This is a genomic window from Streptomyces murinus (assembly GCF_002154555.1).
GTDB classification, from domain to species: Bacteria; Actinomycetota; Actinomycetes; order Streptomycetales; family Streptomycetaceae; genus Streptomyces; species Streptomyces murinus.
Genome location: NZ_MUNF01000722.1, coordinates 1 through 15494 on the forward strand (window position 1 = coordinate 1; position 15494 = coordinate 15494).

Annotated in this window: 16 protein-coding genes; 8 read left to right on the top strand and 8 right to left on the bottom strand. The window is 72.9% G+C overall.

The window, feature by feature from the left end:
• On the top strand, positions 1 to 907 hold a 907-nt coding region (locus CCN72_RS33810; RefSeq protein WP_086812101.1), incomplete at its 5' end, for an acyl-CoA dehydrogenase family protein.
• Here CCN72_RS33810 and CCN72_RS33815 read toward each other — a convergent pair.
• Together CCN72_RS33815 and CCN72_RS33820 are read right to left on the bottom strand one after the other, a co-directional pair.
• The gene (locus CCN72_RS33815) at positions 870 to 1127 is read right to left on the bottom strand and encodes a hypothetical protein (protein WP_086812103.1); all 258 of its coding nucleotides are present in this window, start codon (positions 1125 to 1127) and stop codon (positions 870 to 872) included. The genes CCN72_RS33810 and CCN72_RS33815 overlap by 38 nt on opposite strands.
• Positions 1128 to 1227: 100 nt before the next feature.
• On the bottom strand, positions 1228 to 1662 hold the full coding sequence (locus CCN72_RS33820; RefSeq protein ID WP_086812105.1) for a uroporphyrinogen-III synthase: 435 nt from the start codon (positions 1660 to 1662) through the stop codon (positions 1228 to 1230).
• Positions 1663 to 1877: 215 nt separating this feature from the next.
• Between CCN72_RS33820 and CCN72_RS33825 the strand changes: the two genes are divergently transcribed.
• The 4 genes from CCN72_RS33825 to fxsA all read left to right on the top strand — a co-directional run bounded on the left by CCN72_RS33825 (position 1878) and on the right by fxsA (position 6007).
• Complete coding sequence (locus tag CCN72_RS33825) at positions 1878 to 2318, top strand: Lrp/AsnC family transcriptional regulator (protein WP_085562598.1); 441 nt, start codon at positions 1878 to 1880, stop codon at positions 2316 to 2318.
• 90 nt (positions 2319 to 2408) lie between these two features.
• The gene (locus CCN72_RS33830; RefSeq protein WP_086812107.1) at positions 2409 to 3998 is read left to right on the top strand and encodes an amidohydrolase; all 1590 of its coding nucleotides are present in this window, start codon (positions 2409 to 2411) and stop codon (positions 3996 to 3998) included.
• A 608-nt stretch (positions 3999 to 4606) separates the two neighbouring features.
• Positions 4607 to 5404 (top strand): polyprenol monophosphomannose synthase, encoded by a 798-nt coding sequence (locus CCN72_RS33835; protein WP_086812109.1) that lies wholly within the window; start codon positions 4607 to 4609, stop codon positions 5402 to 5404.
• 42 nt (positions 5405 to 5446) lie between these two features.
• On the top strand, positions 5447 to 6007 hold the full coding sequence (gene fxsA, locus CCN72_RS33840) for an FxsA family membrane protein (RefSeq protein ID WP_086812111.1): 561 nt from the start codon (positions 5447 to 5449) through the stop codon (positions 6005 to 6007).
• 263 nt (positions 6008 to 6270) lie between these two features.
• On the opposite strand, the gene CCN72_RS33850 is transcribed toward fxsA, so the two are convergent.
• From CCN72_RS33850 to yczE, 4 genes are all read right to left on the bottom strand, one after another.
• Positions 6271 to 6645: an RNA polymerase-binding protein RbpA gene (locus CCN72_RS33850; RefSeq protein WP_003977404.1), complete on the bottom strand. Its 375-nt coding sequence runs from the start codon at positions 6643 to 6645 to the stop codon at positions 6271 to 6273.
• A gap of 278 nt (positions 6646 to 6923) precedes the next feature.
• Positions 6924 to 8288, bottom strand: a complete 1365-nt coding sequence (locus CCN72_RS33855) for an MFS transporter (protein ID WP_086812113.1) — start codon at positions 8286 to 8288, stop codon at positions 6924 to 6926.
• Between the two features lie 55 nt (positions 8289 to 8343).
• Positions 8344 to 9111 carry a glycerophosphodiester phosphodiesterase family protein gene (locus CCN72_RS33860; protein WP_086812115.1) on the bottom strand — a complete coding sequence of 256 codons (768 nt, stop codon included), beginning with the start codon at positions 9109 to 9111 and terminating at the stop codon, positions 8344 to 8346.
• Complete coding sequence (gene yczE / locus CCN72_RS33865) at positions 9108 to 9731, bottom strand: membrane protein YczE (protein ID WP_232988260.1); 624 nt, start codon at positions 9729 to 9731, stop codon at positions 9108 to 9110. Before yczE ends, CCN72_RS33860 begins: the two co-directional genes overlap by 4 nt.
• Positions 9732 to 9862: 131 nt before the next feature.
• Here yczE and CCN72_RS33870 point away from each other — a divergent pair, with 131 nt between their 5' ends.
• Entirely contained in the window at positions 9863 to 11374 is a 1512-nt protein-coding gene (locus CCN72_RS33870) for an SCO1417 family PLP biosynthesis transcription factor (protein ID WP_086812119.1), read from the top strand.
• Positions 11375 to 11434: 60 nt separating this feature from the next.
• On the opposite strand, the gene CCN72_RS33875 is transcribed toward CCN72_RS33870, so the two are convergent.
• A complete protein-coding gene (locus CCN72_RS33875; protein WP_086812121.1) occupies positions 11435 to 13084 on the bottom strand; it encodes a P-loop NTPase family protein in 1650 nt (549 codons plus the stop codon).
• A gap of 49 nt (positions 13085 to 13133) precedes the next feature.
• Positions 13134 to 13328, bottom strand: a complete 195-nt coding sequence (locus tag CCN72_RS33880; protein ID WP_037650905.1) for a hypothetical protein — start codon at positions 13326 to 13328, stop codon at positions 13134 to 13136.
• Positions 13329 to 13591: 263 nt separating this feature from the next.
• Here CCN72_RS33880 and CCN72_RS33885 point away from each other — a divergent pair, with 263 nt between their 5' ends.
• Together CCN72_RS33885 and CCN72_RS33890 are read left to right on the top strand one after the other, a co-directional pair.
• Positions 13592 to 13984, top strand: coding sequence for an ankyrin repeat domain-containing protein (locus tag CCN72_RS33885; protein WP_085562607.1), 393 nt, complete (start codon positions 13592 to 13594; stop codon positions 13982 to 13984).
• Between the two features lie 300 nt (positions 13985 to 14284).
• The coding region (locus tag CCN72_RS33890; protein ID WP_086812123.1) for a hypothetical protein at positions 14285 to 15494 on the top strand (1210 nt) is incomplete at its 3' end.

Genomic DNA, 15494 nt, shown 5'->3' on the forward strand with positions numbered 1-15494 from the left:
GCTCACCGTCGGCCTCGGCCTCAGCGTGCATACCCTCGCCGCCTACGCGCTCGCCACCCACGGCACCAAGCAGCAGCAGGTCGAGCACCTCCCCGCGATGCTCGGCGGCGGACTCCTCGGCGCCTACTGCCTGTCCGAACCCGCCTCCGGCTCCGACGCCGCCTCCCTGCGCACCCGGGCCGTACGGGACGGCGACGATTGGGTGATCACCGGCACCAAGGCCTGGATCACCCACGGCGGCATCGCCGACTTCTACACCGTGATGGCCCGCACCGGCGAGGACGGCCCCCGCGGCATCACCGCCTTCCTCGTGCCCGGCGACGCCCCCGGCCTCAGCGCGGCCGCCCCCGAGAAGAAGATGGGCATGAAGGGCTCGCCCACCGCCCAGGTCCACTTCGACGGCGTCCGCGTCGGCGACGACCGCCGCATCGGCGAGGAGGGCCAGGGCTTCGGCATCGCCCTGTCCGCCCTCGACTCCGGCCGCCTCGGCATCGCCGCCTGCGCCATCGGCGTCGCCCAGGCCGCACTGGACGAAGCGGTCGGCTACGCCACCGGGCGACGGCAGTTCGGCCACCCCATCGCCGACTTCCAGGGCCTGCGCTTCATGATCGCCGACATGGCCACCCAGATCGAGGCGGGCCGCGCCCTCTACCTCGCCGCGGCCCGGCTGCGCGACGCCGGCAAGCCGTTCGCCAAGCAGGCCGCCATGGCCAAGCTGCACTGCACCGACACCGCCATGAAGGTCACCACGGACGCCGTACAGATCCTCGGCGGATACGGCTACACCGCCGACTTCCCGGCCGAGCGCTACATGCGCGAGGCCAAGGTGCTCCAGATCGTCGAGGGCACCAACCAGATCCAGCGGATGGTCATCGCCCGTCACGTGGCGGGACCCGAAGCCCGCTGAACCGGTCCGCGCCGAACTGACCCGGACGCACCGTCGGCGCCGCCAGCCGCACCCACTCGGGGTCCTGGCGGCCCGGCAGGGTACGGCCGCGATCGGCCCAGGCACGCAGCAGATCGCGGTAGATGGGCGGGTCCTGCGGGGCGGCGGACCGGTCCGGCACCGCGGGGTGCGGGACGAAGATACGGCGCCGACGCCCGGTGACCGGGTGCAGGGATGTCATACCCGTGAGAACGCGGCACCCGGCACACAGGTCACCGCCCGCCCGAATCGAGCGTCAGTCCAGGGACGTCCGGCGTCGGGCCGGCTCCGGTGCGCGGGGCTCAGGCGGCCCGCTGGCGCATCTCCGGCACCCGCATCGGACGCGAGCCCGGACCGCCGACGTGCGAGAAGGGCTGCGTCCGCCAGTCCAGGCCCTGGGGGAGCGTCAGCAGCAGCGCGGTGTCCTGCTCCTGCGGGGTGACGGACTCGTCCGCGGGCCGGGCGTCGGTGGCCGAACGGCCCGTACCCGCGCACACGGTGAGCCCGAACGGGTTCCACGGCGAGGCGCACAGCGCGTGCTCCGGCAGGATCTCCTCGTCCGCCAGCAGCGCGATCGGCTGCGCGCAGTCCGGGCAGATCACCCGGTACATCTCCAAGGTGTCGTAGGCGTCCAGCTCGTCCTCGAAGGCGTCGGGTTCGACGCCCTCCGGCTCGGGCTCGACCACCGGCTGCTGCCGCTTGGACGCGGATCGACCAGGGCGCTTGACACTCTGCATGGGATTCTCCCCCTAAGGCTGGGCCGTGAAAGGCTCGGCGGCCACGACCACAGCAAGCACTTCCCGTCCGCTCTCGGCGGTAATCACGAGAACATCACGGAGCCTGTTCGAATGGTGTGTCGTTCGTCACATGCCGCGCGCAGATGACCGTACCGGCGTCCGAGGAGGGCCGTCGGCTGTCCGAGAAGATCGAACGCCCTGTAGGTTTTGGCGCCATGGAGGAGCTGGACCGTCAGATCGTGCAGCTGCTCGTCAAGGACGGGCGGATGAGCTACACAGACCTGGGCAAGGCCACGGGCCTGTCCACGTCGGCCGTGCACCAGCGGGTGCGCCGGCTCGAACAGCGTGGCGTCATCCGCGGCTATGCCGCGGTGGTCGACCCGGAGGCCGTCGGGTTGCCCCTGACCGCGTTCATCTCGGTGAAACCGTTCGACCCCAGCGCCCCCGACGACATCGCCGACCGCCTCGCCGGCGTGCCCGAGATCGAGGCCTGCCACAGCGTCGCCGGTGACGAGAACTACATCCTCAAGGTCCGCGTGGCGACCCCGCACGAACTGGAGGAGCTGCTGGCCCGGCTCCGGAGCCTGGCGGGCGTGTCCACCCGTACGACGGTGGTCCTCTCGACCCCGTACGAGGCCCGTCCACCGCTCATCTGACGACGCCCTGCCCGCCATGGGTGCCCCGCCGCACCGGCACCCACCGCCCCAGATGCACCACCCCGCGCGGTCCGAGGGAAACTGTCGCCTATGAGCGACCGCACCCTCCTTCTCCGCAACGGCGATGTCCACAGTCCCGCCGATCCCTTCGCCACCGCGATGGTCGTGGAGGCCGGCCATATCGCCTGGGTCGGGTCGGAGGGCGCCGCGGACGCGTTCGCCGACGGCGTGGGGGAGGTGATCGATCTCGACGGCGCCCTGGTCACCCCGGCCTTCACGGACGCCCATGTGCACACCACGGCCACCGGTCTCGCACTGACCGGTCTCGATCTGAGCGCCGCGCCCTCCCTGGCGGCCGCGCTCGACCTGGTCCGGGAGTTCGCCGCCGCCCGGCCCGCAGACCGGGTGCTGCTGGGCCACGGCTGGGACGCCGCCCGCTGGCCCGGTGGCCGGCCGCCGACGCGCGCGGAGCTGGACGAGGCCACCGGCGGGCGCCCGCTGTACCTCTCCCGCATCGACGTGCACTCGGCCGTCGTCACCACCGCCCTGCTGGACATGGTCGGCGGCGACCTGCCCCGCACCGACGCGCCGCTGACCCGGGACGCCCATCACGCCGTACGCAAGGCCGCCTTCGCCGCCATCACCCCCGCCCAGCGCGCGGAGGCCCAGCGCACCGCGCTGACGCACGCCGCCTCCCTCGGCATCGGCTCGGTGCACGAGTGCGGCGGACCGCAGATCTCCTCCGAGGACGACTTCACCGGACTGCTGGAACTCGCCGCCACCCTGCCCGGACCCCGGGTCCTCGGCTACTGGGCCGAGCGGGACGTCGACAAGGCCCGCGAGCTGGGCGCGATCGGCGCCGCGGGCGACCTCTTCGCCGACGGCGCCCTCGGCTCGCACACCGCGTGCCTGCACGAGCCGTACGCCGACGCGGACCACACCGGCACCGCCTACCTGGACACCGACACCATCGCCGCCCATGTGATCGCCTGCACCGAGGCGGGCCTCCAGGCGGGCTTCCACGCCATCGGCGACGCCGCCGTGTCGTCCGTGGTCGACGGGGTGCGCGCGGCCGCCGAGAAGGTCGGCCTCGCCCGGATCCGGGCCGCCCGGCACCGCGTCGAGCACGCCGAGATGCTCACTCCGGAGACCGTGGCCGGCTTCGCCGAGCTGGGCCTGATCGCCTCCGTGCAGCCCGCCTTCGACGCGCTGTGGGGCGGGGCGGACGGCATGTACGCCCGCCGCCTCGGCGCCGAGCGGGTCCGCACCCTCAACCCGTACGCCGCCCTGCTGCGCTCCGGAGTCCCGCTGGCCTTCGGCTCCGACAGCCCCGTCACCCCGCTCGACCCCTGGGGCACGGTCCGCGCCGCCGCCTTCCACCACACCCCCGAGCACCGGGTCTCCGTGCGCGCCGCCTTCACCGCGCACACCCGGGGCGGCTGGCGGGCGATCGGCCGGGACGACGCGGGCGTCCTGGTGCCCGGGGCGCCCGCCGACTTCGCGGTCTGGCGCACCGGCGAGCTGGTGGTGCAGGCCCCCGACGACCGGGTGGCCCGCTGGTCGACCGACCCGCGCTCCGGCACCCCCGGCCTGCCCGACCTCACCCCGGGCGGTGAGCTGCCGCGCTGTCTGCGCACCGTGGTGGGCGGCCGGACGGTCTTCGTACGGCCGGGCGAGTGATCTCCGGGGGTGGCGCGGCGGCCGCCCCTTGCCCCGGGCGCCTCGCGCGACCTGCGGATCCTCCGCACCGCTCCCGGGCGGCACGGAGGACGCCCAGGTCAGGGGTCTGTTGACAGTCGGGAGCTGAGGGCCGGTAGGTTCGTCCGAGTCCACCACCGGACGCCCGACCGGGAAGCGTTCGCGCCCCTCCCCGCCGCGCCGCTGGGTCAGGGACGGCGCCCCGCACCGGGGCACCGCCACTGGCAGCCAGGCTCAGCGCCCGCGCCGGCGGGGAAGCGTTCCAGCCGGTCGGCCAGGTGCGACCCCGGGTGGGGCCCGGCCTCAGTAGACAACGGCTTTCGGTCGATCCGCAGCCAGCGGGTCCCAGGTCGGCCCGAAGGGCGCCGGGCCCCCATCCGTAGCACGGGGGAGGCAACCCACCCGGGTGGGGAATCATCCGAACAGTCGGAAGAGGAAAAGAACGTGCCGCGAACAGGTCGGGAACATCCCGAAAAGCACGTTCTTACCCCACTCTTGTGCAATCGACACCACCATACGTACCAGCTGTCACGTCCACCCAGGCGGCGGCCACTATGGTGGACGCCTGCGTACGACCAGAAGGGGCAGCAGTGAACGACGGCGACGGGACCCTCGCGGCCAAGGCCCAGGGGAGGCAGTTCGGTCCGCTCGGCACGGCCTTGGTGATCATCCCGACCTACAACGAGGCGGAGAACATCAAGACCATCGTCGGCCGGGTGCGCAAGGCCGTCCCCGAGGCCCACGTGCTGATCGCGGACGACAACAGCCCCGACGGCACCGGCAAGCTCGCCGACGAGCTGGCCGCCGAGGACGACAACGTCCAGGTGATGCACCGCAAGGGCAAGGAAGGCCTGGGCGCCGCCTATCTCGCGGGCTTCCGCTGGGGCCTGGAGCACGACTACGGCGTGCTGATCGAGATGGACGCCGACGGCTCCCACCAGCCCGAGGAGCTGCCCCGGCTGCTCACCGCCCTCAAGAGCGCCGACCTGGTGCTCGGCTCCCGCTGGGTGCCCGGCGGCCGGGTGGTCAACTGGCCTAAGTCCCGTGAGTTCATCTCCCGCGGCGGCAGCCTCTACTCCCGGCTCGCCCTCGATCTGCCGCTGCGCGACATCACCGGCGGCTACCGCGCCTTCCGCGCCGAGACCCTCAAGGGCCTGGGCCTGGAGGAGGTCGCCTCGCAGGGCTACTGCTTCCAGGTCGACCTCGCCCGCCGCGCGGTCAAGGCCGGCTATCACGTGATCGAGGTGCCGATCACCTTCGTGGAGCGCGAGCTGGGCGACTCCAAGATGAGCAAGGACATCCTGGTCGAGGCGCTGTGGCGGGTCACCGCCTGGGGCGCGGGGGACCGCGTCGCCAAGCTCACCGGCAAGGACAAGCACACCCCGTAGCCCCTTATCCGGCGCTGAGCCGGAGCCAGGCACACTGGGGGTATGACGACTGGCGCTCCGACCACCCCGTACACCGATCGGCCCCGGCGCTCCCGGCTGCGCAGGTATCTGCCGCTGGGTCTCGCCGGGTGGCTGGTGCTGGAGATCTGGCTGCTGACCCTGGTCGCCGGCGCGGCGGGCGGCATGACCGTGTTCCTGCTGCTCGTGGCCGGGGTGGTGGCCGGTTCCGTGGTGATCAAGCGGGCGGGCCGGCGGGCCTTCCAGAATCTCAACGAGGCGCTCCAGCAGGGCGGCTCCCCCAAGCGCGGCGAGGGCAACGGGCTGACCATGCTCGGCGGCCTGCTGCTGATCATCCCGGGCATGATCTCCGACCTCTTGGGCCTGCTCCTGCTGCTGCCCCCGGTGCAGAAGGCCGTGAGCCGGCTCGCGGAGAACACCTTCGAGAAGCGGCTGCGCGCCGCCGCCCCGGGCAGCCTGGGCGACGCCTTCCAGCAGGCCCGTATGCACCGCCCCGACGGCAAGGTCGTCCAGGGCGAGGTCATCCACGAGGACCGCGCCGACCGCACGGGACCGGACGAGCGGCGACCGCCCCTGACCCGCTAGGGCCTGTCTGACAATTCCCGTCTGCCGCGCGACGCCATGCACGCACTCTCGCGGCACCGGGCGCAGACCCAAGTACGTCCAGTACGAGGGCCTACGCCCGGCACCCCGAGAGCACGCACCTGACGCCGCGCGGCCGCCCTCCGGGCGACGACGGGAATTGTCAGACAGGCCCTAGCCCGGAAGCATGACAGACCGCGGGCGCCGTACGTCCTGAAGAACGTACGGCGCCCGCGGTCTCGTATATGTGCTGTGCGGCTTGCCCGCTATGCCGACTTGCGGCTGTCCCGGGGATGCACGGCGATGTTCATCGCCCCCGAACGCAGCACCGCCAGGCGCTCCTCAAGGACCTCTTCGAGCTCCTCACGGGTGCGCCGCTCCATCAGCATGTCCCAATGGGTACGCGCGGGCTTGGCCTTCTTCTCCTCAGGGCCGTCGCCGTCCACCAGGAGTGCCTGGGCCCCGCAGACCTTGCACTCCCACTCCGGCGGGATCTCCGCCTCGACCGAGAAGGGCATCTCGAAGCGATGCCCCTTCTCACATGCGTACTCCACGGCCTGGCGCGGGGCCAGGTCGATGCCGCGGTCCGTCTCGTAGCTGGTCACCACGAGGCGCGTACCGCGAAGAGCTCGCTCACTCATGAATCGTGCCTCCCGGGCTTGTCGCCCACAGGACAGGTGTCGCTGTCGTCGTCATCCGGTCAACGTCCGGTCGGCGGTAAAGATTCCCGTTCCGAGTCCCGTTCCGGGTCATGCGTCGCCGTCGTAGCCGCCCCTTGTTCTACCCACAGGCGCCCGGTTTGTCACATCTGCTAGCAGATGTCACCCAGCGTTTCGGCATCTTTGACGCGCAGTAACGGTACGCCTGGCAGGCCAAACGCGTACACTACCGCCCTTTCGTGCCGAGCGCTAAATCGGCGCTAGATCTTCTCGGGCACCGGGTTGCCCGCGGCGGCGATCGCCCGCCGTACCGGGACCCGGGCGAGCAGGGCGAATCCGATGATGAAGAAGGCCACCAGGGAGATGATCGCGGACCGGTAGCTACCGGTCAGCTGGTACGTCACACCGAACAGCATCGGGCCCAGCCAGCTCATCCCGCGGTCGCTGAGCTCGTACGCCGAGAAGTACTCGGCCTCCTTGCCCGGCGGCACCAGATGGGAGAAGAGCGAGCGGGACAGCGCCTGGCTGCCGCCGAGGACCATGCCGATCCCGGCGGCCAGCAGGAAGAAGTACACCGGCGCCTTCGCGGGCAGGAAGTACCCGGCCGCGAGCGTGATCGTCCAGGCCACCAGCGAGCCGAGGATGGTGCGCTGGGCGCCGTAGGTCCGCGCGAGGCGTCCCATCGCCAGCGCGCCCGCCACGGCCAGCACCTGCACCAGCAGCACCGCCACGATCAGCGTGGACTGCCCGAGCCCCAGCTCCTGGGAGCCGTAGACCGAGGCCTGGGAGATGACGGTCTGGATGCCGTCGTTGTAGATCAGGTAGGCCAGCAGGAAGGACAGCGTCAGCGGGTGCCGGCGCATGTCCCGCACCGTCGCCGCCAGCTGCCGCAGCCCCGTCGACGGGACCCCGTCCGGCGCGGCCTCGCCCGCCGCCCGCGCCCGCCGGTCGCGCAGCAGCCGCAGCGGTACGAGGGTGAAGGCGCCCCACCACAGACCCGCCGAGGCCAGACAGATGCGCACCGCCTGGCCCTGGCTCAGGCCGAAGGAGTCATGGGCCGAGTACAGGACCAGGTTGGCGACCAGGACCATGGCGCCCGCGCCGTAGCCGAAGGCCCAGCCCCGGGAGGAGACCGCGTCGCGCTCCTCGGGCGGGGCGATCTGCGGCAGATAGGAGTTGTAGAGCATCCCGCCGACGGCTGCCGCGGCATTGGCCACGACGAGCAGCACCCCGCCCAGCAGATACCGGTCGCCGTCCAGGAAGAACATGCCAGTGGTCGCCGCCGCGCCGGTGTACGCGGCCGCGGCCAGCAGCGGCTTCTTACGGCCCGTGCGGTCGGCCGCGCTGCCCACCAGCGGCATCGCCACGACGGCCAGGATCACCGACAGGGACACCGAGTAGGCGAAGTACGACCCCGCCCGCACCGGTATGCCCAGCGGGTGCACATAGCCGCCGGAGTCCGCCGCGTGCTCGGCGATCGAGGTGAGATAGGGACCGATGAAAACGGTCAGGACGCTCGCCGAATAGACCGAGTACGCCCAGTCGTAGAAGTACCAGCCTCTTTGCTGGCGCCGGAGGTCGGCGGTCTCGTCCGCCACCCCCGCGCGCACGGTGTCGATCCCCATCGTGCCCTCGCTTCCGCTCCCCTGCGAAGGCAAGGGCGGGCGGCGCCGGGTCGGTTCAGACCCAGACCCCGCGCTCCTCCATGACCTTGCGCAACATGTCGATGTGATCGGTCATGATGCCATCCACACCCAGGTCCAGCAGCCGGTGCATGCGTTCCGGTTTGTTGATCGTCCAGACATGGACGTGCAGCCCGCGCGCGTGGGCGGCGCGGACGAAGCGGGCGTCGACCACCGGGACGCCCGACTGGGCCTCCGGCACCTGTGCCGCCACCGCCGAGCGGCGCACCGCGGCCGGCAGTCCCCAGGAGCGCAGCCGCAGGCTCAGCACCCCGCGGGTGCCGAAGGAGGTGGCGAGGCGGGGCCCGGCCAGCCGCTGGGCGCGCAGCACCCGCGCCTCGGAGAACGAGCCCACGCAGACCCGGTCCCAGGCGCCCGTGCGCTCCAGCAGGTCGAGCAGCGGCCGCAGCGCGGGCTCCGCCTTGATGTCGATGTTCCAGCGGACCTCGGGGAAGGTCTCCAGCAACTCCTCGAACAGCGGCACCGGTTCACGGCCGCCGACCCGTGCCCGCCGGACCTCAGCCCAGGGCAGGTCGGCGATGCGGCCCGCGCCGTCGGTGACCCGGTCCAGGGTCGTGTCGTGGAAGGCCACGAGCCGGCCGTCCGCCGTGGCGTGCACATCGGTCTCGATGTAGCGGTAGCCCAGCTCCACGGCGCGGCGGAACTGCGCCGCGGTGTTCTCCACCCCGTCGGCGGCTCCGCCGCGATGGGCGAAGGCGAGGGGGCCCGGGTGGTCGAGGTAGGGGTGGCGTATCGCGGTGGTCACCGACGCAGTATCGCTCCGCGGGGTGTCCTTTCGGCAACGATCGTGCTGCTGCTCGATGCCGGGGGCAGGGCGAAGACCCGCAGGAAGAACTGGGCCAGCGGACCGATGGACAGGGCGTACAGCACGGTGCCCACGCCGATGGTGCCGCCCAGCGCGAACCCGGTGGCCACGACCGTCACTTCGATGATGGTGCGCATCAGCCGGATCGAGCGCCCGGTGCGCTGGTGCAGGCCCGTCATCAGCCCGTCGCGCGGGCCCGGTCCGAAGCGCGCCGCGATGTACAGGCCGGTGGCCGCGCCGTTGAGCAGCACCCCGGCGAGCATCAGCGGGACGCGGGCGAGCAGCGAGTGCGCCGGGGGCAGCAGCGCGAGCGTCCCGTCCAGGGCCAGGCCGATGAGGAAGACATTGGAGACGGTGCCGAGCCCGGGGCGCAGCCGCAGCGGGATCCACAGCAGCAGCACCGCCGCCCCCACCACGATCGACACCTCGCCGATGCTCAGCCCGGTGCGCCGCGCGAGCCCCTGGTGCAGCACCCCCCAGGGCTCCAGGCCGAGGCCCGAGGCGACGAGCAGCGCGGAACTCACGCCGTAGAGCGTGAGTCCGACGTAGAGCTGGACCAATCGGCGTCCTATATGTCCGGGAGTGGACACAACATACCCCCCTGGGTAGTGGTAGTGGCCTGACGCATGTCACTCTGTGGCTTGGGAGGAAACTCCATCCATGGCCAATCCGGGGAAGGTGGACTGATCTCATGGCGCAGTGGACCTCGGCGGTGGGGGCCGCGCAGCTCGCCCGGCTGCTCAACTCCCAGCAGGAACGCCCGGCCGGGCCCGGCAGCCGCCGCCCGCCCGCCTACCGGGCGCTGGCCGACGGCATCCGGCTGCTGGTCCTGGAGGGGCGCGTCCCGGTCGCAGCCCGGCTGCCCGCCGAACGCGAACTGGCCCTCTCCCTCTCGGTGAGCCGCACCACCGTCGCGGCCGCCTACGAGGCGCTGCGCGGCGAGGGCTTCCTGGAGTCCCGGCGCGGCGCGGGCAGCTGGACCGCGGTACCGGCCGGCAATCCGGTGCCCGCGCGCGGTCTTGAGCCGCTGCCCCCTGAGGCCCTCGGCTCGATGATCGACCTGGGCTGCGCCTCGCTGCCCGCGCCCGAGCCCTGGCTCACCCGCGCCGTGCAGGGAGCGCTGGAGGAACTGCCGCCGTACGCGCACACCCACGGCGACTATCCGGCCGGACTGCCCGCCCTGCGCGCGATGATCGCCGAGCGCTACACCGCGCGCGGGATCCCCACGATGCCCGAGCAGATCATGGTGACGACCGGCGCGATGGGTGCCATCGACGCGATCTGCCATCTCTTCGCGGGCCGCGGCGAGCGCATCGCCGTGGAGTCCCCCTCCTACGCCAACATCCTCCAGCTGATGCGGGAGGCGGGCGCGCGGCTGGTGCCGGTCGCGATGGCCGAGGGGCTCGCCGGGTGGGACATGGACCGCTGGCGCCAGGTCCTGCGGGAGGCCGCGCCCCGGCTCGCCTATGTGGTCGCCGACTTCCACAACCCCACGGGGGCGCTCGCGGACGAGGACCAGCGGCGCCGCCTGGTGGACGCGGCCCGCGCGGCGGGCACGGTGCTCGTCGCGGACGAGACGATGAGCGAGCTGTGGCTGGAGGAGGAGGTGGGGGCCGCGGGGATGCCGCGCCGGGTCTGCGCGTTCGACCCCGCGGGCTCCACGGTGATCACGGTCGGCTCGGCCAGCAAGGCGTTCTGGGCCGGGATGCGGATCGGCTGGGTGCGGGCCGCGCCGGACATCGTCCGCAGCCTGGTCGCGGCGCGGGCGTACGCCGACCTGGGGACGCCGGTGCTGGAGCAGCTGGCCGTCAACTGGCTGTTCAGCACGGGGGGTTGGGAGCAGGCGGTGGCGCTACGGCGGGCGCAGGCCCGGGAGAACCGGGACGCCCTGGTCACCGCGCTGCGCCGGGAGCTGCCGGACTGGGAGTTCGCCGTCCCCCAGGGCGGTCTGACCCTCTGGGTCCGCGCGGGCGGCCTCTCCGGCTCCCGCCTCGCGGAAATGGGCGAACGCACCGGCGTCCGCGTCCCCTCCGGCCCGCGCTTCGGCGTCGACGGCGCGTTCGAGGGGTACGTCCGGCTGCCGTTCACCGTGGGGGGAGCGGTGGCGGAGGAGGCGGCGGTACGACTGGCCGCGGCGGCCCGACTGGTGGAGACCGGGGGCACGGGGGCGGCGGCGGAATCGCCGCGGACGTTCGTGGCGTAGAGCGCGCCGAAGGGGCGCGGGGGCCGCGCGACCGGCCGCGACGCACCCGCGCCCGAATACCTACTCCGCCGCTACGGGCTCCGCGGCCATGGGCTCCGCGGGAACCGGCTCCGCAGGAACCGCCTCCGCGGCGACCCCCTTGGTCAGGTCGATCGGCCGCGCCGCCTGCGCGACCCGCGGCGGCAGCAGATCCAGCACCGCCCGCCGATCCCCCTCACTCGTCGCGTCGTCGTACGGATCCGGCGTCCTCGGCACCTGAAGCCGGTGCACCGGACCGTGCCCCAGGCGGGCGTACCCCCGCCCCGGCGGCACCTGCACCGGCGGCGTCGTCCGCGGCGCCGCCCCCAGCACCGCCTCCACCTGCCGTGCCGTCGCGGGTCCGAGGGCGACCCGGGCCCTGGTGTGCTGCCGTACCGCGTCGCCGAGCGCGTCGAGGCCGTCGTACTGCTCGGCGACGACGACCGTCACGTTCGCCGCCCGCCCGTGCCGCAGCGGCACCTGGAGCAGGTCCTGCGGGTCCCCGCGATCGTCCACCTCCGCGAGGTGCGCGAAGACGCTCGGCCGGTCCAGGAGGATCCACAGCGGGCGCCGGGTGTCGGCCGGGGGCGGGTCGCCCGCCTGCCGGGCGAGGTTGATCGCGACCAGCCGCCGTTCCGTCTCGCGCGCGGCCCAGTCCAGGCTGGCCAGCGCCCCCGGCAGCGCGCACTCCACGGCCAGCACCCCGTCCCGGCCGGTCAGGCACGCGTACTCGCCGGTGCCCCCGCCGTCCACGATGAGGACATCGCCGTACTGAAGGGCTTGCAGGGCGAGGGAGCGCAGCAGGGTGGACGTGCCGCTGCCGGGCTGGCCGACCGCCAGCAGATGCGGCTCGGTGGAGCGGGTGCCGGTGCGCCAGACGACGGGCGGGACATCGCGCTGCTCGTCGTAGGAGTCCCCGTAGTCCCCGAAGGACAGGGGAAGCGTGCGCTGCACCTCGCTCGGGTCGGTGAAGCCGAGCACGCTCTCGCCGGGCGCGGTCACGAACCGCTGGGCCACGATGTCGGCGGGCAGCGGCGGCAGGACGCTCACGGTGAGCTGGTTGCCCTCCTCGTCCCAGCCGAAGCGGTACTCACGGCCGCGCCCCGCCTTCGCGGTGAGCACCTGCTCGATCCGCGCGCGGGCCTCGGGCTCGCCGTCCGGGAAGTACGCGGGGTAGCGGAGCACCAGCTGCCCGACGCGCCCCGCGTCGTCGAACTCGTGCGCGGGGAAGGCCTTCTCCCAGTCCCCGCCGTGCGCGTACAGCGGGGCGGGGTCCTCGGGGACGGAGAAGTACGGCACCAGCGCCTCGTACAGCGCCCGGAGCCGCTCGGTCTGGGACTCGTCGGGCCCTTCGGGCTCGGGTGCGGTGCGGTCGCGGCCCAGCCAGGCCGCCGCCGCCATCACGGTGACGACGGCGAGCAGCGGCCCGTACGGTGCCAGTGCCACGACCAGGACCACGCAGGCCACCAGGAACAGCAGCGGCCCGCGCCGGTCCTTGGGGGTGGCGGTCCATCTGCGCCGCCCCGCCGAGGCCAGCAGGCGCAGCCCGCGGGAGAGGGTGATCAGCGGATGGAGGACGTCGGTGGCGCTGTCGGCCGCCGTCCGGGCCAGCTCCCGGCTCCGGGCCAGCTGCGTCCGCGCGAGCTGCGCGCCGTCCTTGCTCAGAATGCGGGGGAGTGGGCGCCGGGCCACTGCTGTCTCCTGGTGGTGCGTGCGGGCGGGGCGTCGTGCGGGACCGGCGTCAGAACTTGATGCCGCCCAGGAGGCTGGCCAGGCTCTCCCCGCCGGCCTTGATGCTCGGCGCGATGGCCGTGCTCGACAGGTAGAACCCGAACAGGGTCGAGGCGCAGGCGTGCGAGCCCTTCAGGCCGTCCTTGCGGAAGTAGAGGAACACGACGGTGCCGAGCAGGACGACGCCTGACATGGAGAGGATCATTGGGGGCCTCCTGGTGTCGAGGGGGACAGTCACCATCAGTACTTCCAGGATCACAGCATGTGTCTATACGATAAAGAGCGCAACTGGGTGAATATCGTGACTATTCGCCCGTACGGTGGAGTCGATACGGCACCGTTGAGCAGGGCACTTGCGGCCGGCCCCGCCCGTAGCGATCTTTACGTCGGGCACAACGGGTCATGTGAGGCACGAGCCAGTACCCTTGCGGTTCACCTGAACGGTTGTAATGAGAGGCGGTCCGGCCGATGAGCGAAGCCCCCGACCCCGAGGTCGTGGAGCTGGCGACCAAGATCTTCGATCTGGCCCGGCAGGGGCAGACCGAGGCACTCGTGGCGTACATCGACGCGGGCGTTCCGGCCAACCTCACCAACGACCGCGGGGACTCCCTCGTGATGCTCGCCGCGTACCACGGGCACGCCGACGCGGTGCGCGCGCTGCTCGCCCGCGGCGCCGAGGCGAACCGGGTCAACGACCGGGGCCAGACCCCCCTCGCGGGCGCGGTCTTCAAGGGGGAGACGGAGGTCGTCAAGGCTCTCCTGGAGGGCGGCGCCGACCCCGCCGAGGGCACGCCGTCGGCCGTCGACACCGCCCGGATGTTCGGTCGGGCCGATGTGCTCGAACTGTTCGGCGTCAGCTGACGTCGGGCTTCTGACCAGCTAAGACACAGAAAACGGGGGAGGCGGTACAGGGCCGCCGGAAATACGGTCGCGGCAGCACACACCGCGGGTCATCATGACGACGTGATTCACGGACGCGATGGCTGGGCAGGTGTTGCCGCACCGCGCGGACCGTGATGCGGTCCGCATGGGCCACCGACGAGAGGCAGAGAGAAATGGGCTACAGCAAGCAAGAGACGGCGGGCGCTCCGACGTTGTGTCACGCGGCCAGGTAGTGCGTGTTCCCCGGTTGCGTCGACGCTTGATGTGAGGCTGTTTCCCATGTTCGATCCGGTCATAGCGCCCAGCGGTACGCTGCTCGGCCTGCTTCAGCGGGGCCGCGGCGACGGCACGCTGCACGCGCTCACCGCCCCCCGCGCGGAAGCCCTCGCGGCCCTGAACCACTGTGTGCTGCGCGATCCCCGCCACGACTGGCAGGTGGAGAACCGCTCCCTGTACTACGCCCGTCTCTTCCTCGACCTGAACGGCGAGCTGGACGCCGTCGAGGCACACCTCTTCGACCCCGAGGACCACCTGGAGACGGACGAGTCCCGCACCGGCCTGGCCCTCGCGGTGCTCGGCCATCTCGCCTCGTACGGCCGCCGGGACGCCCTCGACCTGCTGCGCCGGTACGCCGCCCAGGGCGCCAACTGGGCCTGGGCGCTGGACGAACTGGCGCTGCGCGACGACGACGCGGGGCTGCGCGCCCTCGCCGCCCCCGTGCTCGCCCGTTTCCCGGCCGACCCCGAGGGCGAGGCCGAGCTGGCCACCGTCGTGCGCGACGCCTTCGAACCCCGGCCCTGGCGGCTGTGGGCCGAGGATCCGCGCGACGGCATCGGCGCCCGGGTACGGGCCGCCCACGAGGCCGGATGTTTCGACCGCTGGCAGCGGCAGATGCGGCCGACCGGGCCCCGCCCCGGCTGGAGTGTCAGCGCCGTCTTCGAGTGGGCCCAGCAGGGCCTCGACCGGGGCGCCGCCCTCCATGTGCCCGCCGCCCGCTGTCTGGTCGCCGTGGCCGGACCCGAGGACCGGCCGGAGATCCTGCTGGCCGCTCGCGCCGGCACCGACGGGGCCCGCTGCACCGCCCTGCGCTATCTCGCGGACGGCAATGATTCCGAGGCGCTCGATCTGGTCGAGGCCGCGGTCGCCGACGGCACCTCGGTCGTCGTGGAGGCGGCCGTCGACGCCTTCGAACGGATGCGCAGTGTCGCGGCCGTGGACCGCGCCCGCGGCTGGGCCCAGCGCCCCGATGTGCTCGGCGCCGCCGCCGGCCGGGTCCTCGCCTGCCGCGGCGGTGCCCAGGACAGCCCGCTCGTGCTCGGCGCCCTGCGCGAGGCCGTGCGCGGCGAGGGCCCCGACGCGCCCACGCTGTGGACCCTGGTCGACGGCGCGGGACGCCTCGGCATCGCCTGCGCGGCGCCGGTGCTGCGCCATGTCTACCGCGAGACCGCCTCCTCCCACCTCCGCGGCCGTGCCGCCCGCGCCCTCGCCG